Source organism: Morganella morganii H1r (assembly GCF_000633515.1).
GTDB classification, from domain to species: Bacteria; Pseudomonadota; Gammaproteobacteria; order Enterobacterales; family Enterobacteriaceae; genus Morganella; species Morganella morganii_B.
Genome location: NZ_AYMP01000001.1, coordinates 113,417 through 136,692, shown reverse-complemented (window position 1 = coordinate 136,692; position 23,276 = coordinate 113,417). Strand labels below are relative to the sequence as shown.

Sequence of the window (23,276 nt, the reverse complement as noted above, 5' to 3'; positions counted from 1 at the left end):
TTCTCATTGTGAGCCTGTGCGGCAGTCTGCATCTGTAATATAGAGTCCGTTTACCGGTACAGTGTGTGCGGTATCATAATGAAGACTGCATGTGTGTGCGGCACCATCCTGTTTCCAGTTAATCCGGATTTCACCTGCCGGTTGTTCGGTCAGAAAATAGAGGTTGTTAAATCCGGAGACTAACTGTGTTTCCGCACCGGTCATGACCGCCTCTGCACCCAGCGGAATTTCCCGGTCGTCTGTTGTTTTCAGGCGCAGCAGCAGCTTATAGCCTTTTTTGGTATTAAAATCGGCCAGAATTAATGCCCCTTTGGTCGGGATCATATTGCCGGAAATATTATTTTCGATTTCCACATCATCCGGCAGTGTCCGGGTATCAATGCTGATATTGTTTTTCCGGTACGGTGTCATGCCGGATACCAGTGCCAGACCGGCATGATTGGTCTTTATTGCCCGGCCGTTGATCACACCGACACCGGCGGCATCTTTGGTCAGAACAAGGGCATTGGTTTCCTGTAAGTCCGGTGCCGCGAGCATGCCGTACTGTGTGGCGACCAGTGCGCCGCTGATGCCGTAACTCAGGTTTTTATTATCCTGACTGTAAGAGTAACCGGCATTCATCACCGCATACGATGACTGATATGAGGAGCTGATACCGCCGGAATAGCCGGAACCCTGATTGGTATGCCCCTGATAAACATCCCAGCTGCCCTGACTATGTTCACCGAAATTACCGTTCAGGCGGGCGGTCTGCTGGGTCTGGTGATTGTTGTCAGTTGACAGGTTGTAAGCTGCCCGTACCGGATAATCACCGAAGCTCAGTGGTACGGACAGGTTAATGCTCAGGCTCTGGTTGTTTTTTGTCTGTTCCTGAAACTGATTACCCTGTGAATAGGTGTAATACACACCGTAACTGATACCGCTGAAATCACTGTTAAAACCGGCGTTATAGGAGCGGCTGGTCTGCCCGTTACCGTACTGATAAATCACTGACGTCAGGTTGAGTGTGGCACGGTCAGAAAATACCGGCTGGTTCAGTGTCAGTGTGTATTCATTTTTTAATTTCAGTTGCTGATCCGGCTGATATTCCTTACGGGCGGCGGCATCCTCAAACCGGTAGAAACCGGTATCAAAGTGGCGATAACCTGCCAGCGTCAGGCTGGTATTGGTGGATTCAATCCGTTTGGCGTAATTGATACGAAATGCATTACCGCTGATGGTTTCTTCATCATTCAGACGGGTGCGGGCATGCAGGATATCCGTGGTGACAGCACCTGCGGTTCCCATATTCAGCGCGGTACCGAGTCCGGCAGAATGATAGTCAGCAGCAATAAATGTTCCGCCGTATAGGGTGATGTAATCGGTCGCGCCATAAAAGGCTTCAGCCTGGCTGAGGAATTTCCCGTCACCGTCATTACTGCTGTCGTATTGCCCGGCAGAAACGGCATAACGGAAACCGCCTTTGCGCTCAAGGTTGGCGATTGTCGAGAAAGGCACAATAAACTGGTTTTCTGCCCCGTCAGTTTCTTTGACGGTGACATAGAGGTTACCGCCGTTACTCATCGGGTAATATTGTGTAATGGAAAACGGGCCTGCCGGTACCGTCTGGCGGAAAATGGTTTCGCCATTCTGGACAATGGATACCACCGCTTCTGAATTTGCCATACCGCTGATGACCGGTACATAGCTGCGGCTGTCGGCGGGTTCCATAATGCGATCGGTTTTCAGATTAACGCCGCGGATTTTCACGCCGTCAAACAATTGTGATGAGGTATACAGATTACCGGCCGCTATCTCACTTTTTATCGGATTAATATTGCGTGCGATTGTATTACTGATGGTATTCCATTTATCACCGCCGCTTTGGTTATGTGTCCAGACGGTATAATTTTTATAGCGCCAGGCTCCGATATTCACCCGGGTCCGGATATTTCCGTAATAACTGTCCTGCGTGTTGCCACGGTTACGCTGATTAAATGCGGAAAAATTGTAATTCACAAACGCAGCCGGAATGCCGTTATCCCAGTTTTTTTCTTCCAGGCTGCGGATTTTGTCCTGATTAAGCTGAGACTGCGGCACTGTCAGGGAGTAAATCTGGTTGTTTAAGTCCAGATCGCCGCTGATAAAATCCATTCCGCTGAGATTAACGCATCCGTCCTGTGTGGTCTGAACAGCGGTGTTATCCGGAAAAATAATGCCGAACGCATGCCACTGTGCTTCAGTAAAGCAGGGCTGCAGGGTTTCTTTATCCTCTTTGCCGGTCATCAGCGCAAACGGAACAGCCATCCGGGCAATTTTTACTTTATTGATAAACAGGGTGACATCGTAGTTTCCTTCCGCCACATCGTTGTCACGGAATACACTCAGCTCTTCATTTGTCACCGTTTGTCCGCTGCCGGCAATATTCAGCAGGCCGGGCGGATAATAGTCAGCAGCTGTCACATGACGGGGAAGTACCGCCGCGCATACCGGGATCATCAGAAGCGGCAGCAGATGTGTGCGGATTTCAGCGCGGTTATTTTTCATGATATTGACCGTCACTTATTGGAGTAAAAATTGTTTTTCGATGCTTTTTCCGTAGTCATTGATATACATTACCGAAACAGGCGCGTTCCGGACTGCCGGTGACGGCAGTGCAACCGCGGTATCAGAAAACGGGGCAAAATAACCCTGTGTGAACGGCACATCACGCTGGTTAATGCGGATGCCGGAAATATTGATGTAATACGGTGTCGGGTTTTTCACCGTGACAGTCCGGCCACCGGCTTTCCAGACCAGTTTTTCTGCCGCAGGATCAAGGTTTTTACCCGGCAGAGAGTCAGGACGATATATCACTTTGATTTTATTGGTCATAGAATAACGAAGAACGTTTTCCTGATCTTCATTGCTGGGAGCGACAAATTTCACATTCAGCCAGTAAAGTGTTTCTCTGTCTGCCGGCATTCCGGTCACTTTTGTGATCTGTAAGGTGTTTTTTTGTTCAGCCCGGAGCTTCAGTAAAGGTGGCGTGGTGACAAAATCAGGGCTGACATTGCCGTTTGCATCTTCAATCCAGGATTGCAGTAAATAATTCCGGTTCTTATCAGTATTAAAAGCAACAACACCTTCGCTTTTATTTTTTTCGTTATAAACCAGCCGAGTTGTTTCCAGACCAAATCCGGCATAGCTGTCAACGGTGAATAAAAAAAACAGAGAAGCAGAGAGAATATTTTTTTTAGTGAACATAGTATCTCCGGAAAATAACCGAAAAAAAGGGTGCGCAGATTAAATAATCTGCGCAATGAATATTAGTTATATGTCAGGGTGTAGTTTAATGTTGCATTTGCCTGACCAGCTTCAACATCATCAGCCATGCTGATATATTTTGCGACATAGCTGGCTTCCCAGCTGGCGCTGTTTTCAACTTTATATTCTTTTTCAAATGAACCATCGATATCAATGCCGTCACCACTATGGTCACCATCACGGTCATAGATAATAATACCGATATTTTTTGCGGTACTGTCATCACCCGGATTATCCAGTTCCAAAATATCACTTTCACCATCTTTTGATTTTCCGTTAAGCTTTAATGTCACATTCCCCTGATCCGGGCAATCAATTAAGGAAATATTGATTTTACCGTAGATACCTTCACCGCCTGCGGTGTCATATTTTTTACCGAAGGCACTTGTCGGGTAACGGCCCATCTGGACATGAGCATCCGGTGAATTATCACCATTCAGGTCGATAGTACAGGTTGAGTTGTAAATAAACCCGGAGAATGTAATTGTGCCATCCTGTGTTTCTTCTGCAGATGCACTCATTACTGAACCGGCTAATAAGAGTGATAATAATACCTTACCCGTTAATACATTTTTCATTTAAAAACCTTGTATAAATTAATATCATTCAATATCTTGAATATGTGAAATATCCGTTGTTTCCGGATAGGATATTATTCGGGTATAAAACAGAATGATAATAATTCTGTATTTCCCCCGAAATATGATGTTGTGGCGTAGTTCCGGTTATGTATATATTCATTATTAAGTATGATTGACGAAATAGATAAATAATACAATTTTCATCTGAATGATGTTCCCCGGTGACTAATCCATAATCCAGTTAATAATAAAAAGTGAATCGTTATCCACGGAAATAATTATATCCGCAATATTTCGCTGGGATATGAATCGATGTATCAGAATGTTTCCCGTGATGACATAATAATTTAACATTGATTTTTTGCTTATTTATTGATTTTATTTGGTTTTTTAATACAACCAATGAGAGTAATAGTCATTTTATGATGATGTGAAAAATAAGAGAAAACAAAAAATCATTTATTATCAATATATTGCGTTTATTAAATGGAAATAAAACGCATATGGTGAGTATTATTTTTTTACATATCATCGGCAGATTACCGGACAAAAAAGGCGTTAATTCTATTTTTTTCGGGAGAGAGGCGGAATTTGTCGTCATAAAATGACAAATTAAAGGCGTTAGAACAGAGGATAATAGGAATAATGCAGGCGGATAAGGGAATGTGTGTCCCGTATCCGCCCGGTTTTGTTACAGAGAACGGCTCACTTCCTGATAGGCGAACAGCCCGGCAGCACCGCCGGTATGCACAAACAGCAGCGGTGACGTATCTTCCGGATGCCTGCGCACCTGGTCAATCAGCCCGGCCATCGCTTTACCGGTGTAAACCGGATCCAGCAAAATACCTTCGTGACGCGCCAGCAGTTCAATGGCTTCCAGCCCGCCGGCATTCGGCATGCCGTATTCCGGGGCAAAATAGCTGTCCCACAGCGCGACCGGCGCAGGTGTTTCAATATCAAACAGGTGTGCCAGTTCGTTTTGCAGTTTAACCACTTTCGGTGCCTGATCGGCATATACCCGCGATACGGTGACACCGATAACCGGGGTCTGCGGCATCACCAGCTGTAATCCGGCAGACAGCCCGGCGTGTGTCCCGGCGCTGCCGGAAGCGACGACAACGGCACCGAATTCTGTGCCTTCCGGTGTCTGCTGCGCGATTTCCAGGGCGCACTGCACATAGCCGAGAGAGCCGAGCATATTGGAGCCGCCGACCGGCACGATATAGGCATCACTGAGCTGCATATGGTTGATCAGCGCCTGCATCTGCGCATCCGGGTCAGTCAGTGCATCACACATCACGCAGTGCGCACCGAATAAATCCGTCAGCAGCTTGTTACCGTTATTCAGGAAATCCGCATCCTGACTGCCGATCGGGTTTTCCAGCAGCGCCACACACTTCAGGCCGTACATCGCTGCAACAGCCGCCGTCTGGCGGACGTGGTTTGACTGGATGGCCCCGGCGGTGACAATAAACTGTGCGCCTTTTTCCAGGGCATCCGCCATCAGGAATTCCAGCTTGCGCAGCTTGTTGCCGCCCGCTGCCAGCGGTGTCAGATCATCACGCTTGATGTAAATCTCCCGTCCCAGCAGGCGGGAGAGATTATTCAGTTTATTCAGCGGCGTGACACCGCTGAGCAGATTAAGCTTACTGAACTGCGCCAGTGTCTGTTGCAGCCGGGTTGCCCCGGCGGTGTTTACAGAAGAAGACATATTATTTCCTTATTGAATTCGCAGTCACACTCAGTAGGTGAATCCTAACCAGAGGTAGACGGCCAGCGCAAAACTCGCGGTTAATACCGCATACGGCATCTGGGTACGGATATGCTCAATATGGTCACAGTCTGTCGCCATCGATGCCACGATCGCATCACTGGAGATAGGGGAGGTCATATCACCAAAGATGGATCCGGCGATAGCCGCACCAATCATATATTCCGGCGGCATACCAACGGACAGACCCAGCTGCACACCAATCGGGATCATGATGGCGAATGTACCCCAGGAGGTACCGGTCGCCAGTGACATAATGGCACTGATCAGGAAGATAAAGCCGACAGAGAAGCCCGGTGCGATAACCCCGGATGTCACCTGGGCAATATAGGCGCCGGTATTGAGGTCAGAAGAAACAGAGCCCATCAGGAAGGCGAGGATCATCACCGAACTGATTTTAATCATATTGGCATAGCCGATATAGAGCTCTTTAAAGAAGGTATCGACATTCATCACGCGGCGCGCCAGGAACCAGACAAATGACACCGCTGTCCCGAACATTACGCCCCAGTAAACCGAGGTGGAACCACTGCCTTTGCTGAACTCGCCGTCACCGGTGATATACAGCGCGACCGGCACCATCAGAATGGTGGAGAGGATCGGAATAAAGAAGTTCAGTGAGGTGTGGCAGTTCGGATGATCGATAATGTCTTTATCATCTTCCGGCTCGTCGTGCGTTTCTTCCGGCGTAGCGGTGATCACATCCGCAGAGCTGATGAGTGCCTGCGCACGCATTTCTGCTTTGCGCATCGGTCCCCAGGAGACATTACTGAAGATATAGAACAGAATGCTGGCGAGCGAGAACCAGGCCATGATGTTGTAAACCATGGAATGTGCCAGGATATCAAACGGCTCGCCGGTGATCAGCCCCTGAGAGATCTGCACACCGATAACGCCCATCATTGCCGCACCCCAGCCGTTGATCATAGCGGAAGAACAGACAGACACACAGGCGGTCTGGATGATGTACGACATTTTCTCCGGCGGCACGCCGTATTTTTTCGCCAGCGCTTTGGTGGAAGCACCGGAAACCAGCTGGTTAATCGAGCTTTCAATAAAAATCAGGGACGTGATAATCACCGCCAGCAGCTGCACACCTTTGCGGCCTTTGATGATCTGCGTTTTGTTGGTCAGCAGGCGGACAAGTGCCCGTACACCGCCGGTCACCACGACCAGGCGCATAATCCCGCCAATCATCAGCATAAAGATGATGGTTTTGGCGTTGCCTGATGATTTAAAGACATCAATAATCCCTTCGAGGGTCGCGCGGATCCCCGGTAAGAGGTTGTGATCATGAATAACAGTAAAGCCGACCAGTATCCCGATCAGCAGTGATAAAATCACCTGACGGGTACAGATGGCCAGAATAATTGTGACGACCGGGGTAATGACCGTCCAGATACCATAGTCCTGCATACGCTTTCTCTTTTATTATTGTGGTAGTGATGCTGTGTCAGGCCAGAGCCTGCTGTAAATCAGCCAGTAAATCGCTGATATCTTCGATACCGGCAGACAAACGCAGCGTGCTGTCAAAAACACCGATGGATTCGCGCTCTTCGCGGGTCATGGAGCCGTGGGACATGGTCGCGGAGTGATTTACCATGCTTTCCACGCCGCCCAGCGATTCCGCGAGCACAAAATAGCGCAGTTTTTTCACAAAGGCTTCGGTTTCTGCGAGACCGCCTTTCAGCTGAATAGTGACCACAGCACCGCCGGTGCGCATCTGTTTTTTACATAACGCATAGTGCGGATGATTTTTCAGGCCCGGATAAAACACCTTCTCAATTTTGTCGTGACCGGACAGGAACTCCGCCACGGCCTGTGCATTGCTGCATTGTGCCGCCATCCGCAGTGCCAGGGTTTTCAGGCCGCGCAGAGCGAGATAAGCATCAAAGGGTGAGGCAATCGCGCCGGTGGTGGTTTTCAGGAAATTCAGCCTTTCCGCGAGATCGTCACGGTTGGTGATCACCGCACCGCCGATTAAATCAGAGTGACCGCCGATATATTTGCTGGAGGAGACCATGATCAGATCCGCACCCATGGTCAGGGGCTTCTGGTTCCACGGTGTCGCGAAGGTGTTATCGATACAGGTTACGATATTGTGTTCTTTGGCCAGTCCGCAGATGGCTTCAATATCCACCAGTTCCAGTAACGGGTTGGTGGGGCTTTCTATCCAGATCATGCGGGTATTGTCTTTGATTTTGCTGCGTACGGCGGCTAAATCATTGAGGTCAACATAATCAAACTCGTGGCCGCAGTTCTCTTTTGCCACGCGCTCAAACAGACGGAATGTCCCGCCGTACACGCCTTTCATCGCAATAATATGGGAACCCTGCGGGAAGATATTCAGTACCAGTGCCGCAGCCGCCACACCGGAAGCCGTTGCGGTGGCGTAAGTGCCTTCCTCGACATCGGCCAGCAGTGTTTCATAGGCGTGACGGGTCGGGTTACTGACGCGGGAATAGGCGTATTCGCCGTGTTCGCTCAGGCTGGTCTGCACAAACGTACTGGCGGTGGTGATCGCCGGGAAAATAGCATGGTTGACTTTATCCTGCTGCTGTCCGCCATGGATCAGCACAGTGGCAATTTTCTTACTCATAGTTGGTGTCCTGTAAAATATGCGATGAATATTTAATAGTTATTGTAATGGCCGGATAGTGGCACAGGTAGTCAGAAAAAATTTTCTAAAAAAATTCCGCAGCCGCAGACGGCAGAGAATAAATTTCTCTGTCATAGAATAAGTTTTATATATCAGTAGATTACATATTTTATCTGAATGAGAGGTTAATCACACTATGAATAATAAGGGTATTATTTTTATTTTACGGTCAAAAAAACCGGGCTGATTTTGCCCGGTTTCCGGTATCTGAGAGTAAAAAAGGTGCTCGGGGGGGATCAGTTCCGTACCAGGTCAACAGGGTAGGAATTGAACAGATAACCATCAAAATTCGGGTCATCGACATCCGACAGCTCCAGCAGACGCTGTTTCACATTTTCCAGATGCTGCCACATGGCTTCTTTGGCTGCCGCCGGGTCTTTCTTAATCATGGCGGCGAGGATCACCTGGTGATCGGTCATCCACTCTTTGCGGTAATCTTTATTGGTGATGCGCGTATGCAGCTTCAGCCACATCGGGTTGTTTTCCCGCCATGCCCAGGATTGCTTCAGTAACTCCACCAGCATGCTGTTATGGGTCGCCTGCGCGATGGCCAGGTGAAACTCGCGGTCGCCGGTTTCATCTTCCCCGGTTTTCAGTTCGTCGCGTTCCCGCTGCAGGGCGCTGCGCATATTGGCAATATCCACCGGCGTGGCCTGGGTGGCGGCAAATTCCGCAATATTGCTTTCCAGCAGCTGCCGCGCCTGTAACAGCTCAAACGGACCGGCGGCATTGAGCGCACACGGGTCAGTTGCCGCACTTTCTCTCAGGTGAGGGAGGGCAACAACATAAATACCGGAACCTTTACGGACTTCAATCAGGTTTTCCAGTTCCAGCATAATCAGTGCCTCGCGGACAACTGCCCGGGAGACATCCAGCATTTCAGCGATTTCGCGTTCAGGCGGCAGTTTGTCACCGATGACATAATCCATATTGGTGATCATCTGGCGCAACGCATGGCCGACTTCCTGATAAGGGCGTTTGGGTTCAGTCAACTGTGTCATTATCATGGCCGTAAAATGGGAATTCTTACCCGGAGAGTTTATCAGAAATTGGTCGACCAAAAATGATTTTACGCCGGTGTTTATCAAAAAAGCGGCGAAATCCGGGATACAGTGCAAAAAAAAAGAGATACACAGCGGGTTGCCTGTGTATCTCTCCGGTACGGATTTCAGCGGATCAATGAGAGACGATTAATGTTTCATCACTATCCTGTGCGGGATCCTGCGGTTCTTTTTTCTCTTTGATCAGAATCCACAGCGCGGCAGCACCGATAAGGTCGAAGACAGCCAGCGCAATAAAGAACGGACCGAAGCCGATGATACCGACGAACGCACCGATAAATAAGTTAAAGATTAACTGACCGGACCATGCACATGCACCGGCCATACCCACAGCGGTTGCCACTTCGTCTTTCTTGAACAGATCCCCGCCGAGGGTGGCGGCAACAGTGGATAGCAGCTGGTGAGAGAAGCCACCGATACTGATTAACAGCACCGCGACATACGGGTTCTCAACAATACTAACCAGACCGATAGTGGTCATCAGAACCGCACCGATGGTGAAGGTGATACGGCGTGAGTTAATCAGGGAAACACCGCGGTCGTTAAAGTATTTCGCCACAAATCCGCTGGCCAGACAGCCCAGGTCTGCCATCAGGAACGGCAGCCAGACAAACATCGCAATTTCTTTCAGGCTGAAGTGCAGGGTTTCCACGAAGAAAATCGGCACCCAGAAGTTAATGGTTCCCCATGCCGGGTCCGCGAGGAAACGGGAGAGGCCGATACCCCAGAAGTTACGCTGCTTCAGAATATTGATAACCGAGGTTTTCTCTTTCTTTGCGGATTTGAGGTGCTTTTCCTGGCCGTTTTCAATATAGGCGCGTTCTTCATCAGACAGGCGTTTTGCATCTTTCGGATCTTTATAGAAGAAGAACCAGACAAAGGCGGCGATAATCGCCAGCGCACCGGCGACAATAAAGGCGAACTGCCAGCTGTGGAACATGATACACCAGGCGATCAGCGGCGGAGCCAGCATCGCACCAAAAGAGGTTCCCATGTTAAACACACCGGTGGCTATCCCGCGCTCTTTTGCCGGGAACCAGGTGGTGGCGGTTTTCACACCGGCCGGAATGGCGGAGGCTTCACTGAAACCCATGATCCCGCGCATAAAGGCCAGCCCCTGCCAGGAGCCGGTCAGGGCATGAGCCATAGTGGCAAGACCCCAGATGATGGCACAGATAAAGAAGCCGAGTTTCAGGCCAATCGTATCAATAAAAAAGCCCATGATTGGCTGACCGATGGTATATGCCAGCTGAAATGCGCTGACAACCCAGGAATACTGCTCTTTGGTGATCCCCAGGTCATTCATAATGGTCGGTGCTGCGACACCTAATGCGGTACGGTCAAGGTAGTTAATGATGGTTATGAAGCATACCAGCAGAATCATATGCCATCTGTAATGTTTAATTGTTTTCATAGTCAGCCTTTTGAATTTTATGCTGTTTTTCTGTCAACCCTGTCTTTCGGAATGGTTAAACCGGCATGTGGTATTGGTTAACCAAATAGAGGGGCAATCCGTTGCTGTTCACTTATTTTCTTACTGATTCAACGGGATTCTGCATAAAAGGTAGGCATTATTATGTGATCAAACTCGTGGTTTTATATTGGTCGCCCAAAATGATCACCTTATTGTGATCTGGTTAACCAAATTGGTTGACCAGAATGGTTTGCTATGATGTTGTATGTCACTATACCGTTCCGGAAACCTGCTGATGCGTTTTCCGGTTCATAAAACCGGGGCGGCGAAATAAAACAGGCAATATCACCTGCTGAACAAGGTTATCCGGTTATCTTTACGGAGCATAAACGAGGTTTAGTATGAAACAAACTTGGCGTTGGTACGGACCGGCAGATCCGGTTACTTTATCTGATATTCGTCAGGCGGGCGCTACCGGTATCGTGACAGCGCTGCACCATATCCCGAACGGTGAAGTCTGGACCACAGACGAAATTCAGAAGCGCAAAGCGCTGATTGAAGCCAGCCATCTGGAATGGACCGTGGTTGAAAGTGTGCCTATCCACGAAGACATCAAAACACAGACCGGTGACTATGAAAAATGGATTGCCAACTATCAGCAATCGCTGCGTAACCTCGCCGCCTGCGGGATTTATACTGTCTGCTACAACTTTATGCCGGTTCTCGACTGGACCCGTACTGACCTGGAATATGAGCTGCCGGACGGCTCAAAAGCATTGCGTTTTGATCAGATTGAATTTGCGGTGTTCGAAATTTACCTCTTACAGCGCGAAGGGGCTGAGCAGGACTACACCGCAGAAGAACTGGCGCAGGCCAAAACCCGCTTTGAAACGATGCGGGATGACGAAAAACAAAAACTGATAAACAATATTATTGCCGGTCTTCCGGGTGCGGAAGAAGGCTATACACTTGAACAATTCCGCCAACACCTGAAACGTTACGCCGGTATCGATAAAGCGAAATTACGTGAGCACTTTGCGTATTTCCTGAATAAAATCATTCCGGTGGCTGAAGAGTGCGGCCTGAAAATGGCTGTGCATCCTGATGATCCTCCGCGTCCTATCCTCGGCCTGCCGCGCATTGTCTCCACGATTGAAGATATGCAGTGGATGGCGGATACCGTCAACAGTGATGCCAACGGTTACACCATGTGCACCGGTTCTTACGGCGTGCGTGCTGATAACGACCTGGTCAATATGATTCAGACCTTTGGTCCGCGGATTTACTTCCTGCATCTGCGTTCAACCCTGCGTGAAGAAAACCCGAATACCTTCCACGAAGCGGCGCACCTGGCCGGTGATGTGGATATGTATAATGTGATCAGCGCGGTTGCCGCCGAAGAGAACCGCCGCCGTGAGAGCGGGTCTGAGTCCCTGATCCCGATGCGTCCGGATCACGGCCATCAGATGCTGGATGACCTGAAAAAGAAAACCAACCCGGGCTATTCCGCTATCGGCCGCCTGAAAGGGCTGGCTGAAATCCGTGGCCTGGAAATGGGCATTCACCGCGCATTCTATACAAAATAATATCTCATACCTTTGTACCTGCCGGGCTGCGGGATCTCTCCCGCAGCCTGCTCCCCGGGAGCCTGTAATGGAAAAGAATCTTGTCACTGCGGACATTACCGCAACCCGTCCTGACTGGACGACTGATCGTCTCACCACCCGTATTGTTCATCTCGGCTGCGGCGCGTTTCACCGCGCACATCAGGCGCTGTACACCCATCACGTATTAGAAAAAACAGACAGTGACTGGGGTTACTGTGAAGTTAACCTGATGTCGGCACAGGATGCGGCACTGATCGAAGGGCTGAAAGCCCAGTCCATGCTGTATACCGTGGCGGAGAAAGGGGCGGATAACACAGAGCTGAAAATTATCGGTTCGATGAAAGAAGCCATGCACCCGCTGATCGACGGTATTGATGCGGTGATTGAGAAAATGGCCTCTCCGGATGTCAGTATTGTTTCCCTGACTGTGACCGAAAAAGGCTACTGCACCGATCCGGCGACCGGGCAGCTCGACCCGGAAAATGCGCTGATTAAACAGGATCTGGCCACACCGGAGACACCACGCTCCGCTATCGGCTACATCACGGCGGCACTGAAACGCCGCCGTGAACGCGGCCTTCCGCCGTTTACTGTGCTCTCCTGTGATAACGTCCGTGAAAATGGTCATGTTGCCCGTGAAGCCGTACTCGGCCTGGCGCGGTTACAGGATCCGGCGCTGGCGGCGTGGATTGAAGCCAATGTCACGTTCCCGTGCACCATGGTTGACCGCATTGTCCCGGCGGCCACCCCGGAAACACTGGCGGAAATCGCGCAGCTGCTGGGAACGGAGGATAACTGTGCTATCGCCTGTGAGCCGTTCCGCCAGTGGGTGATTGAAGATAATTTTGTGAACGGCCGCCCGGCGTGGGATTGCGCCGGTGCGCAGTTTGTGCAGGATGTGGTGCCGTTCGAATTAATGAAGCTGCGGATGCTCAACGGCAGCCACTCTTTCCTGGCGTATCTCGGCTATCTCGGCGGTTATGCCCATATTTCCGATACCATGACCAACCCGGATTACCGCAAAGCCGCCCGTGCACTGATGCTGGATGAGCAGGCACCGACTCTCACCATGCCGGAAGAAACCGACCTAGTTGCCTATGCGGATAACCTGATTGACCGCTTTACCAATCCGTCCCTGAAACACCAGACATGGCAGATTGCGATGGACGGCAGCCAGAAGCTCCCGCAGCGTCTGCTGGACCCGGTTGCGCAGCATATCGCGGACGGCAGTGACTACCGCCACCTGGCACTGGGTGTGGCGGGCTGGATGCGTTATGTCAGCGGCACCGATGAGCAGGGTAACAAAATCGATGTGCGTGACCCGCTGGCAGAAACCTTCGCAGCTATCTATGCAAAACACGGCCTGTCTGTGGCGGTGGTGGATGAGCTGCTGGCCATTGAATCCATTTTCGGTGACAGCCTGCCGAAACAGCAGGGCTTTGTTGATGCGGTGAAACGCGCGTATCAGCAGTTACTTGATGTCGGTGCCCGTCAGGCCGTTGCCGCACTGTAATCCCGGAGAGTTTATGAAACAGTTTCTTTGCGAAGACTTTTTACTGCACAGTGACATTGCCCGCCGTCTTTATCATAACTACGCGGCGGACATGCCAATCTATGACTATCACTGCCACCTGAACCCGCGTGAAATCGCGGAAAACCGCCGTTTTGATAACCTCGGGCAGATCTGGCTGGAAGGGGATCACTACAAATGGCGCGGCATGCGTTCGGCGGGGATCCCGGAGCAGCTTATCACCGGGCGCGACAGCAGTGATTATGAAAAATATCAGGCATGGGCAAAAACGGTGCCGATGACCCTCGGTAACCCGCTTTATCACTGGACACATCTGGAACTGCGCCGCCCGTTCGGTATCACCGGCAAAGTGTTCGGGCCGGAAACGGCACAAAGCATCTGGGATGAGGCCAATGAAAAACTGGCACAGCCGGCATTTTCCGCACGCGGCATTATGCAGCAGATGAATGTGCATATGGTCGGCACTACCGATGACCCGGCAGATTCGCTGGAATACCACCGGCAGATTGCGCAGGATGACAGCTTTGATATTGAAGTGCGTCCGAGCTGGCGCCCGGATCGCGCGTTTAAAATTGAACTGGACGGCTTCACGGATTATATCGCGAAGCTCGGACAGAGTGCCGATGTGGAGATCCGCCGTTTCAGCGACCTGCTGACCGCGCTGGAACGCCGTCTGGTACACTTTGCGCAGCACGGTTGTGTTGCTTCCGACCACGGTATTGAAATTCTGCGCTATGCGCCGGTGCCGGATGAATCGGTGCTGGATGCGATTCTGCAGAAACGTCTTGCCGGGGAGATCCCGGATGAAACCGCCACCGCGCAGTTTGCAACTGCGGTGCTGGTCTGGCTCGGAAAGCAGTATGCAAAACGCGGCTGGGTGATGCAGCTGCACATCGGTGCGCTGCGTAACAACAACACGCGCATGTTTAAGCTGCTCGGTGCCGACAGCGGTTTTGATTCCATCGGTGACGCGCCGGTGGCGTATCCGCTTTCACGTCTGCTTGATGAAATGGATAAAACCGATGAGCTGCCGCGCACTATCCTTTACTGCCTGAACCCGCGTGATAACGAAGTGCTGGCGACCATGATCGGTAACTTCCAGGGCGGCGGTATCGCAGGTAAGGTGCAGTTCGGTTCCGGCTGGTGGTTCAACGACCAGAAAGACGGCATGCAGCGTCAGCTCGAGCAGTTGTCACAACTGGGGCTGTTAAGTCAGTTTGTCGGGATGCTGACAGATTCCCGCAGTTTTCTGTCCTATACTCGTCATGAATACTTCCGCCGCATTCTGTGCAATATGCTCGGCACGCTGGCGGTAAACGGCGAAATTCCGGCGGATGAAACCATGCTGGGGCAGATGGTGCGTGATATCTGTTTCAATAATGCACAGCGTTATTTTTCCGCTGCAAAAGGTGAATAATGACAGTGAAACGCATTGGTCTGATCGGCGAGTGCATGATTGAACTCAACGGCGCGCCGTTCGGGGAGATGGTTCAGCGCTACGGCGGTGATGCCCTGAACAGTGCGGTTTATCTGGCCCGCGCGGCCGGAGACGCCGTTGAGGTGAATTTTATCTCCGCCATGGGAACCGATCCGCTCAGTAAAGGAATGATCAGCCGCTGGCAGACGGAAGGAGTCAACACTGCGTATGTGCTGATTGACCCGCATCATCAGCCGGGATTATACCTTATCCAGCTGGATGAGCAGGGCGAGCGCACGTTCCTTTACTGGCGCAATGATTCCGCAGCGCGTTATCTTGTCCGTCATCCGGAATATCCGGCGCTGCTGGCACAGATGGCGCAGATGGATGCCATTTATCTCAGCGGGATCAGCCTCGCCATTCTGCCGCCGCAAGACCGTCTGCAGCTGCTGGATGACCTGAAAGCACTGTCACAGCAGGGCAAAACCATTCTGTTTGACAGTAACTACCGCCCGGCACTGTGGGCGGATGAAAATGAAACCCGTTCCTGTTATCAGGCAATGTATGCACTGACCGACATGGCGCTGGTCACTGATGATGACGAAGCGCGTCTGTGGGGCGACAGCGACCGCAACTCCACCTTTGCCCGTCTGGCAAAAGCCGGGGTGAAGCAGGCGATTATCAAAGCGGGTGCTCAGGGGTGTGACTACCGTGATCTGCGCACTGACGCACCGGCCATCAATATTGCCACCACACCGGCGGAACAGGTGGTTGATACCACGTCAGCCGGTGATGCCTTTAACGCCGGGTTCCTGGCGGGCTGGCTGACCGGTGCGGATATTGAACGCGCTGCCCGGATGGGCCACCGGCTTGCGGGTGTGGTGATTCAGCACAAAGGGGCGATTATCCCGCAGGCAGCAACCCGCCCGGTCACTGATACTTTACTGAATAACACGTTTTAACGGGAAAAGAGGAGAACGAGATGTCCGAATTACAGGCAATGATTACCCGTTTCCGGCAGCTGAAAATTGTGCCGGTGATCGCCGTCGATAACGCGGAAGATATTATCCCGTTAGGCAATGCGCTGGCGGACAATGGTCTGCCGGTGGCGGAAATCACTTTCCGTACTGAGTGTGCGGCGGAAGCGATCAAACTGCTGCGGGAAGCCCGCCCGGATATGCTGGTGGGTGCGGGAACCGTGATTAACCGTGAGCAGGTGCGTCAGGCGAAAGCGGCCGGTGCGCAGTTTGTGGTCTCTCCCGGTCTGAACCCGAACACGGTTCAGGCGTGTCAGCAGATTGATATCCCGATTGTGCCGGGGATCAACAACCCGAGTGCGGTTGAACAGGCGCTGGAGCTGGGTATCGATTTTGTAAAATTCTTCCCGGCAGAGCCGTCAGGCGGTATTCCGATGATCAAAGCCATGCTGGCGCCGTATCACCAGTTACAGGTGATGCCGACCGGCGGCATCGGGCTGAACAATATCCGCGACTATCTGGCTATCCCGCAGATTGTGGCCTGCGGCGGCTCGTGGATGGTGCCGGCTTCGCTTATTAAAGCAAAAGACTGGGCCGCCATCGGCAAACTGGCGCGTGAAGCCAGTGAGTTTGTGAAGTAAGGTTTTTTTACCGTTCCGGCAGCAGACCCCCTCTCTGCTGCCGTATTACCGGTTTTCTCCTGTCTGTAACATTCTGAATCATCAATTATCCTGTTGTTTTTACAGAGATTCCGGAACTATGACCGTTCGCAAAGATATTTTTTAATCAGTTGTATATGCTGGTGAATCATACTGCTTTTCAGACGGGCCTTCTGTGTTGCATAAATATTATCCCTTCAGTCTGCGTGACAAACTCATATTGATGGCCATTCTGCTGGTCACCGTGCCGACACTTATCATCGGTTATTTTGTGGAAACAGAGGGGCGTTCCGCACTGTTGCAGGAGAAACGAAACAAACTCTATTCCGTTGCCGGTCTGCTGGAACAGGCACTGAATGATGAATATGACCTTGCCGCATCCCTGCCGCGTGACCAGCGTCTGGCGCTGATCAGCGAAAAACTGTATCCGGCGGCGGAAATCATCACCTCCACCTTCCCGGGGGTCGGAGCCGGGTATTACCACCGTGAGCTTGACGGTATTGTGACCTATTCCCCGCGCGCCCGTTACGGTAATAAAACCGGCACCCGCATCAGTGAAGATCACCCCGGCCGTCATGTGATGATAACGGGAGAGCCGGAAGTCGGCTGGGGAACCCAGGTGCGCGGCAATATTATGAACGCCATGATTCCGGTCAGGCGAAATGGTGAGGTGATCGGTTATATCTGGGCGAACGAACTGACGGATGATATTGACCGCCAGGCGCTGGCGATGGATGTCAAAATTATCGCGGTCATTGCACTCGGGATACTGTTCAGCCTGCTGATTATTATCGTCTTTTCCCGTCATTTCAGCCGTGATATCGGGGCGATTAAAAGCGGCCTCAGTGATCTATCTCATGACCTCAATACCCATCTGCCGATGATGAAAGGGGAAATGGGGGAGATCAGCGACAGCGTCAACGCGCTGGCACAGGCACTGCGGGAGATGAAAACCCTCAACGAACTGATCATTGAAAGTGCGGCGGATGGGGTGATCGCGGTGGATATCAACGGCTGTGTCACCATGATTAACCCGGCGGCGGAAGAGATAACCGGCTATCTGGAGCGGGATCTGCACGGCAAATATTACGGTGATGTTTTTGAGGGGCGCAGTTTCTCCAGCCCGGTTCTCGATACCCTGAAGCGCGGTATTGAGCACGTCAGCCTCGAAATTGCGTATCCCGCCCGTGACCGCACCATTCAGATAAACGTCAGCACCAGCCGCATCCGTAATGCGGGCGGGGAGCTTATCGGCGCGCTGGTGATATTTAAAGATCTCACTGCGCAGAAAGAGGTTCAGCGCCGTATGCAGCAGGCGGAAAAACTCGCGACACTCGGCGAGCTGATGGCAGGCGTCGCCCATGAGGTGCGCAACCCGCTGACGGCGATCAGCGGTTTCGTGCAGATCCTCAAAGAACTGGAAAATCACCCGGATAAACTGGAATACATCGGTATTATTCTCAAGGAAGTGGATTCCATTGACCGGATCATCCGCCAGCTGCTTGATTTCTCCCGGCCGCAGACCGGCACATTCCGCCCGATCAGCGTCAACCGGCTGATTGAGGAAGCGCTGGTGCTGGTCAAAACCAAAGGGGTGGAAGCACGGGTCACCTTTACCTGGGAGCCGGATGACACACTGCCGCTGATTGAGGCCAACAGCGAACTGCTGCGTCAGGTGCTGCTCAATATCATGATAAACGCGGTGCAGTCGATTCCGGCCAGAGGCAATCTCTTTATCTCCACCTGTTACATGGAAGAGCAGCGGGTCATGGTGGTGATCCGCGATGATGGCACCGGGATTCCGGCGGCGCTGCAAAAGAAAATTTTTGACCCGTTCTTTACCACCAAAGCCTCGGGAACCGGGCTCGGGCTGGCTATCAGCCAGCGGATCATTGCCGGTCACGGTGGTGATATTTTCCTTGAAAGTCAGGAGAATCGCGGAACGATGTTCACCATAACGTTGCCGATAACGCAGGGTAAGAAAAATGATTACACATAAATCGTACCGGCTTCTGATCGTTGATGATGAAAAGAATCTCTGCCGGATGTTACAGACCGCATTTTCTATTGATGGCCATGAAACCCGGCTGGCGGAGGACGGCGAGGCGGCACTGATAAGCTTTGTGCAGGACAAACCGGATGTGGTGCTGATGGATATCCGCATGCCGAAACTGGACGGCATTGAGGCTCTCAAACGGATGCGGGAACTGAATCCGGAAGTGCCGGTCATTCTGATGACCGCCTATGCCGCCGTGGAAACCGCAGTGGACGCGCTGCGTCTCGGGGCGTTTGATTATGTGATAAAGCCCTTCGATCTGACGGAGCTGAAACTGCTGATCTCCCGCGCACTGCAGTTACAGGAGATGAAACAGGAAATCAATCTTCTGCACCGTGAACTGAGTGACAGCTACCAGTGGGGACGGGTACTGACCCGTAACCCGAAAATGATGGAAATCTGCCGTGATATCGCCAAAGTCTCGCGCAGTCAGGCGACAGTGCTTATCACCGGGGAAAGCGGCACCGGGAAGGAAGTGGTGGCGCGGGCGATCCATTACAACAGTGAGAGAGCCAGCGGGCCCTTTATTAAAGTGAACTGCGGGGCGCTGCCCGGTTCTCTGCTGGAAAGTGAGCTGTTCGGCCATGAAAAGGGTGCATTTACCGGAGCGCAGGTGCAGCGTCAGGGATTATTTGAACGTGCCGGCGGCGGTACTCTGCTGCTCGATGAGGTCGGTGAAATGCCGGCGGATTTACAGGTGAAACTGCTGCGGGTGGTGCAGGAAAAAGAATTCGAGCGGGTCGGCGGCAGTAAAACCATCCGCGTGGATATCCGCATTATTGCCGCGACCAACCGCGACATGCATGAACGGGTGCGGGAAGGGCATTTCCGTCAGGATCTGTTTTACCGCCTCAATGTGATTCACCTGAATTTGCCGCCGCTGCGTGAGCGGCCGGAGGATGTGGGTTTGCTGGCGTCCCATTTTCTGCAGAAATTCAGTCAGGAAAATAACCGCGATATTGTCGAGCTGGCACCGGAAACCCTGGCATTGCTGATGAATTATCCGTGGCCGGGTAATGTGCGGGAGATTTCCAACGTAATTGAACGGGCAGTGATTATGAGCACCGGTTATGTGATTTTCCCGGAAGATCTGCCGGAGCAGTTACTGGCACAGGTCCGCCGCCAGCCGGTGGCACTGATTCCGGTCACGCAGGAGCCGGGGCTGAACCTGAAAGAGAATATTAAAGCTTACGAGAAAGAGCTGATTATTTCCGCCCTGGCGGAATTTCAGAATAACAAAACCCATACCGCCTCTGCGCTGGGGATCAGCCGCCGGGCATTAATGTATAAATTGCAGGAATACGATATTGAATAATCGGTATCAATAATAATTTTATATCGATAATTAAAAATTATTCTAAAAAGCACAGTGAAAATAAATTCACCGTGCTTTTTTTGTTGTGAATAATTTTTCACACTGTGCATTTCATTTCACTGTCATAAATGAATGATTTATTTATTATATGTTAATGGATTTATTTTTATTAATACTAAATCAATAAATATCAGTGAGTTAAAATAATATCAATATAATAAAAAACAGGTTTTATTATTGGCATGGCACTTGCTATTACCCTTGTGTCTATATTTTTTATAAAAGGGAAGTGCTATGAAGAATAAACAAATAACGGTGAAAAAAGCCGGTGAATTTTTTCGTGACGGCATGACAATTATGGTCGGCGGATTTATGGGTGTCGGTACGCCGCCGCGTTTAATGACTGAATTATTAGAATCCGGTGTCAAAGAGTTAACCATTATTGCCAACGATACCGCATTCGTGGATACCGGCCTCGGCCCGCTGATTGTCAACGGCCGGGTGAAAAAAGTGATTGCTTCCCATATCGGGACAAACCCGGAAACCGGACGCCGGATGATCGCCGGTGAAATGGACGTACAACTGATCCCGCAGGGCACGCTGGCGGAGCAAATCCGCTGCGGCGGTGCCGGGCTGGGCGGATTCCTCACCCCGACCGGTGTCGGTACGGTCGTGGAAGAAGGCAAACAGAAAATTACCCTCGATGGCCGCGATTATCTCCTCGAACTTCCCCTGCGCGCTGACCTGGCGCTGATTCAGGCACAGAAAGCCGACCCGCTCGGCAACCTCACCTATGACCTCAGTGCCCGCAACTTTAACCCGCTGATGGCGCTGGCGGCGGATATCACCATTGCCGAGCCGGACGAAATAGTCGCCGCAGGGGATATCGACCCGGATTGTGTTGCCACACCAGGGGCAATTATTGACTGGCTGATTGCAGAATAAGGAAAACATCATGAATGCAAAAGAATTGATCGCCCGCCGTGTGGCACTGGAACTGAATGACGGTGATGTGGTGAACCTCGGGATCGGGCTGCCGACACAGGTGGCGAACTATCTGCCGGAAGGCGTGCATATTACCCTGCAGTCAGAAAACGGGTTTCTCGGCCTCGGGCCGGTAACCACGCCGGATAAAAATCTGGTCAATGCAGGCGGGCAGCCGTGCGGCATCCTGCCGGGCGCGTCCATGTTTGACAGTGCCTTTTCCTTCGCCCTGATCCGCGGGGGTCATGTGGATGCCAGCGTACTGGGTGGCTTACAGGTGGATGAACAGGCCAACCTCGCCAACTGGGTGGTACCGGGCAAAATGGTGCCGGGTATGGGCGGCGCGATGGATCTCGTGACCGGTGCGCGCAAAGTGATCATTGCTATGGAACACTGTGCAAAAGACGGTTCCGCCAAAATCCTGCCGGAATGCACCATGCCGCTGACCGCGGTGAAAGCAGTGGATGTGCTGGTAACGGAACTGGCGTTATTCCGCTTTGAAAACGATCAGATGATTTTGTGTGAATACGCGCCGGGAACGGATATCGGTACCATCCGCGAAAAAACCGCCGCACATTTTATTGTGTCACCGGATGTCTGTGAAATGCCGCTGGTGAGTGCGGGGGAAGCCGTATGATAGGACGCATCTCACGAGTCATGACCCGTGTGGTGAGCCGCTATCTGCCGGATCCGCTGATCTTTGCAATGCTGCTGACCATGCTGACGTTTATTATCGCGCTGGCACTCACACCAAGCACACCGATGGATCTGGTGAATTTATGGGGGAACGGATTCTGGAACCTGCTGGCGTTCGGGATGCAGATGGCGCTGATCATCGTGACCGGTCACGCGCTGGCCAGCTCCCCGCCGGTTAAACGCATTCTGCGGCTGACCGCCTCACTGGCAAAAACCCCGGTTCAGGGAGTGATGCTGGTGACGTTTTTCGGCTCAGTAGCCTGTGTCATTAACTGGGGATTCGGACTGGTGGTCGGGGCGATGTTTGCCCGTGAAGTGGCCCGCCGTGTGCCGGGCTCTGACTACCCGCTGCTGATCGCCTGTGCTTATATCGGGTTTATGACCTGGGGCGGCGGTTTCTCCGGCTCCATGCCGCTGCTGGCCGCCACACCGGGTAACCCTGTCGAGCATATCGCCGGGCTTATCCCTGTCAGCCAGACCATGTTCACCGGGTATAACCTGTTTATCACCCTGACACTGATTCTGGTGATGCCGTTTGTCACCCGCATGATGATGCCGCGCAAAGACGACATCATGATGATCGACCCGGCACTGCTCGAAGAAGAGCCGGATTTTCAGAAAAAATTACCGGAAGACGCACCGGTTTCTCTCCGGATGGAAGAGAGCCGCCTTATTGCGTGGATTATCGGGATTCTGGGTTTCACGTTCCTCGGCATGTATTTCATCAAAAACGGTTTCAATATCACCATTAACACCGTGAATATGATTTTCCTGCTGACCGGTCTGCTGCTGCATAAAACCCCGATGGCGTATATGCGTGCCGTCAGTGCCGCTGCCCGCAGTACCGCCGGGATCCTCGTGCAGTTCCCGTTCTATGCCGGTATCCAGCTCATGATGGAAGGCTCCGGACTGGGCGGGCTTATCACTGAATTCTTTATCAACGTCGCCAACAAAGAAACCTTCCCGCTGATGACGTTCTTCAGCTCTGCGCTGATCAACTTTGCCGTGCCGTCAGGCGGCGGTCACTGGGTGATTCAGGGGCCGTTTGTTATTCCGGCGGCCCAGGCACTGGGGGCTGATCTCGGTAAATCCGTGATGGCGATTGCCTACGGTGAGCAGTGGATGAACATGGCACAGCCGTTCTGGGCGCTTCCGGCACTGGCGATCGCCGGGCTGGGGGTCAGAGACATTATGGGGTACTGCATCACCGCCCTGCTGCTCTCGGCACCGATTTTCATTCTTGGTCTCGTTTTCTTCTGACAG

Annotated in this window: 18 protein-coding genes; 10 read left to right on the top strand and 8 right to left on the bottom strand. The window is 51.8% G+C overall.

What is annotated here, in order from left to right; translation table 11 throughout:
• Positions 1-3: 3 nt before the first annotated feature.
• The 8 genes from U868_RS0100615 to U868_RS0100575 all read right to left on the bottom strand — a co-directional run bounded on the left by U868_RS0100615 (position 4) and on the right by U868_RS0100575 (position 10,771).
• The gene (locus tag U868_RS0100615; RefSeq protein ID WP_025151591.1) at positions 4-2,526 is read right to left on the bottom strand and encodes a fimbria/pilus outer membrane usher protein; all 2,523 of its coding nucleotides are present in this window, start codon (positions 2,524-2,526) and stop codon (positions 4-6) included.
• Between the two features lie 15 nt (positions 2,527-2,541).
• A complete protein-coding gene (locus U868_RS0100610; protein WP_025151590.1) occupies positions 2,542-3,225 on the bottom strand; it encodes a fimbrial biogenesis chaperone in 684 nt (227 codons plus the stop codon).
• A 62-nt stretch (positions 3,226-3,287) separates the two neighbouring features.
• Positions 3,288-3,806: a fimbrial protein gene (locus U868_RS0100605; protein ID WP_240182633.1), complete on the bottom strand. Its 519-nt coding sequence runs from the start codon at positions 3,804-3,806 to the stop codon at positions 3,288-3,290.
• Positions 3,807-4,557: 751 nt separating this feature from the next.
• A complete protein-coding gene (locus tag U868_RS0100600; protein ID WP_051583001.1) occupies positions 4,558-5,577 on the bottom strand; it encodes a D-cysteine desulfhydrase in 1,020 nt (339 codons plus the stop codon).
• Positions 5,578-5,607: 30 nt separating this feature from the next.
• The gene (locus U868_RS0100595) at positions 5,608-7,053 is read right to left on the bottom strand and encodes a Na+/H+ antiporter NhaC family protein (protein ID WP_025151587.1); all 1,446 of its coding nucleotides are present in this window, start codon (positions 7,051-7,053) and stop codon (positions 5,608-5,610) included.
• 37 nt (positions 7,054-7,090) lie between these two features.
• Positions 7,091-8,236: a trans-sulfuration enzyme family protein gene (locus tag U868_RS0100590; protein WP_025151586.1), complete on the bottom strand. Its 1,146-nt coding sequence runs from the start codon at positions 8,234-8,236 to the stop codon at positions 7,091-7,093.
• A 296-nt stretch (positions 8,237-8,532) separates the two neighbouring features.
• Positions 8,533-9,297: an FCD domain-containing protein gene (locus U868_RS0100585; protein ID WP_025151585.1), complete on the bottom strand. Its 765-nt coding sequence runs from the start codon at positions 9,295-9,297 to the stop codon at positions 8,533-8,535.
• Between the two features lie 175 nt (positions 9,298-9,472).
• The gene (locus U868_RS0100575) at positions 9,473-10,771 is read right to left on the bottom strand and encodes an MFS transporter (RefSeq protein ID WP_025151583.1); all 1,299 of its coding nucleotides are present in this window, start codon (positions 10,769-10,771) and stop codon (positions 9,473-9,475) included.
• Positions 10,772-11,172: 401 nt separating this feature from the next.
• On the opposite strand from U868_RS0100575, the gene uxuA reads away from it, so the two are divergent.
• The 10 genes from uxuA to U868_RS0100525 all read left to right on the top strand — a co-directional run bounded on the left by uxuA (position 11,173) and on the right by U868_RS0100525 (position 23,273).
• Complete coding sequence (gene uxuA, locus U868_RS0100570) at positions 11,173-12,357, top strand: mannonate dehydratase (RefSeq protein ID WP_025151582.1); 1,185 nt, start codon at positions 11,173-11,175, stop codon at positions 12,355-12,357.
• Between the two features lie 67 nt (positions 12,358-12,424).
• Complete coding sequence (locus U868_RS0100565; RefSeq protein ID WP_025151581.1) at positions 12,425-13,891, top strand: fructuronate reductase; 1,467 nt, start codon at positions 12,425-12,427, stop codon at positions 13,889-13,891.
• A gap of 13 nt (positions 13,892-13,904) precedes the next feature.
• Positions 13,905-15,326: a glucuronate isomerase gene (gene uxaC / locus U868_RS0100560; protein WP_025151580.1), complete on the top strand. Its 1,422-nt coding sequence runs from the start codon at positions 13,905-13,907 to the stop codon at positions 15,324-15,326.
• Positions 15,326-16,288, top strand: a complete 963-nt coding sequence (locus tag U868_RS0100555) for a sugar kinase (RefSeq protein WP_029990383.1) — start codon at positions 15,326-15,328, stop codon at positions 16,286-16,288. Before uxaC ends, U868_RS0100555 begins: the two co-directional genes overlap by 1 nt.
• Before the next feature lie 20 nt (positions 16,289-16,308).
• Positions 16,309-16,944, top strand: coding sequence for a bifunctional 4-hydroxy-2-oxoglutarate aldolase/2-dehydro-3-deoxy-phosphogluconate aldolase (locus tag U868_RS0100550; RefSeq protein WP_004237933.1), 636 nt, complete (start codon positions 16,309-16,311; stop codon positions 16,942-16,944).
• Positions 16,945-17,140: 196 nt separating this feature from the next.
• Complete coding sequence (gene atoS, locus U868_RS0100545; protein ID WP_036411277.1) at positions 17,141-18,961, top strand: two-component system sensor histidine kinase AtoS; 1,821 nt, start codon at positions 17,141-17,143, stop codon at positions 18,959-18,961.
• Positions 18,948-20,333, top strand: coding sequence for an acetoacetate metabolism transcriptional regulator AtoC (gene atoC / locus U868_RS0100540; RefSeq protein ID WP_025151577.1), 1,386 nt, complete (start codon positions 18,948-18,950; stop codon positions 20,331-20,333). Before atoS ends, atoC begins: the two co-directional genes overlap by 14 nt.
• Before the next feature lie 294 nt (positions 20,334-20,627).
• A complete protein-coding gene (atoD, locus tag U868_RS0100535; protein WP_025151576.1) occupies positions 20,628-21,278 on the top strand; it encodes an acetate CoA-transferase subunit alpha in 651 nt (216 codons plus the stop codon).
• Between the two features lie 10 nt (positions 21,279-21,288).
• Positions 21,289-21,954, top strand: coding sequence for a 3-oxoacid CoA-transferase subunit B (locus U868_RS0100530; protein ID WP_025151575.1), 666 nt, complete (start codon positions 21,289-21,291; stop codon positions 21,952-21,954).
• A complete protein-coding gene (locus tag U868_RS0100525) occupies positions 21,951-23,273 on the top strand; it encodes a TIGR00366 family protein (RefSeq protein WP_025151574.1) in 1,323 nt (440 codons plus the stop codon). The genes U868_RS0100530 and U868_RS0100525 overlap by 4 nt, the downstream gene beginning before the upstream one ends.
• Positions 23,274-23,276 lie beyond the last annotated feature (3 nt).